Origin of the sequence: Phocaeicola coprophilus DSM 18228 = JCM 13818, from assembly GCF_000157915.1 — a bacterium.
GTDB lineage: Bacteria > Bacteroidota > Bacteroidia > Bacteroidales > Bacteroidaceae > Phocaeicola > Phocaeicola coprophilus.
In genome coordinates this window covers 1-597 of record NZ_EQ973663.1, presented here as the reverse complement: position 1 = coordinate 597, position 597 = coordinate 1, and the positions used below count along the sequence as shown (strand labels likewise).

The following is a 597-nucleotide window of genomic DNA, read 5'->3' as shown; positions in this document are numbered from 1 at the left end:
GTACCGTGCGTCCGGCAGGGTCGCTCACTCCGGAGAACCTGCCGTTGCTGAAACGGAGCTGTATATGAAGCCCGTCGGGGTTTTCTATGCGCGTCATGCGCCACGCGCCGCCGTCCCGCATGTCGAAGCGGTATGTGAGCAGGCTGTCATGGCTGTATGCCTCGTAGCCTTTTTCGGTGCGGCGCAGCGTCATGCGTTCCGTGCGCATGTAGAACTCGCCGCCCGGTGCTATCGGCGGGAAAGCGACGGCACGGCCGTCCTCCATGCGGAGCATCGTCACGCCCTCGTCCTCGAAACTTTCCACCGTGCGGTCATAGCAGCAGTGTACGCCATGGCCCAGCCAGCCCTCGTACTCCGAATCGGAGTACCATGCCCGGCTCCATTCCAGCGGAAGCGGTGACGGGAAGCCGAAGTCCGTGCCCTCGTAAACCACAACTCCGTTAACGAGGTTCACAGGCTCGAAGCCGTTCCTGCACAAGTATGCGCTCAGCTTCTTCGTCGAGGGGAAACGCTTCTGTATGTTGGTATTCTTGAGAACTTTGTGGTTGAATGTCTTTAGTGCCTTGCCAAGTCCCTTGCCTCCGAGCTTCATCAGGG

Annotated in this window: 1 protein-coding gene; it reads right to left on the bottom strand. The window is 60.0% G+C overall.

Translation table 11 applies throughout. The annotated features are described in order from the left end of the window. The coding region (locus BACCOPRO_RS18160) for a DUF6531 domain-containing protein (protein WP_040311638.1) at window positions 1-597 on the bottom strand (597 nt) is incomplete at both ends.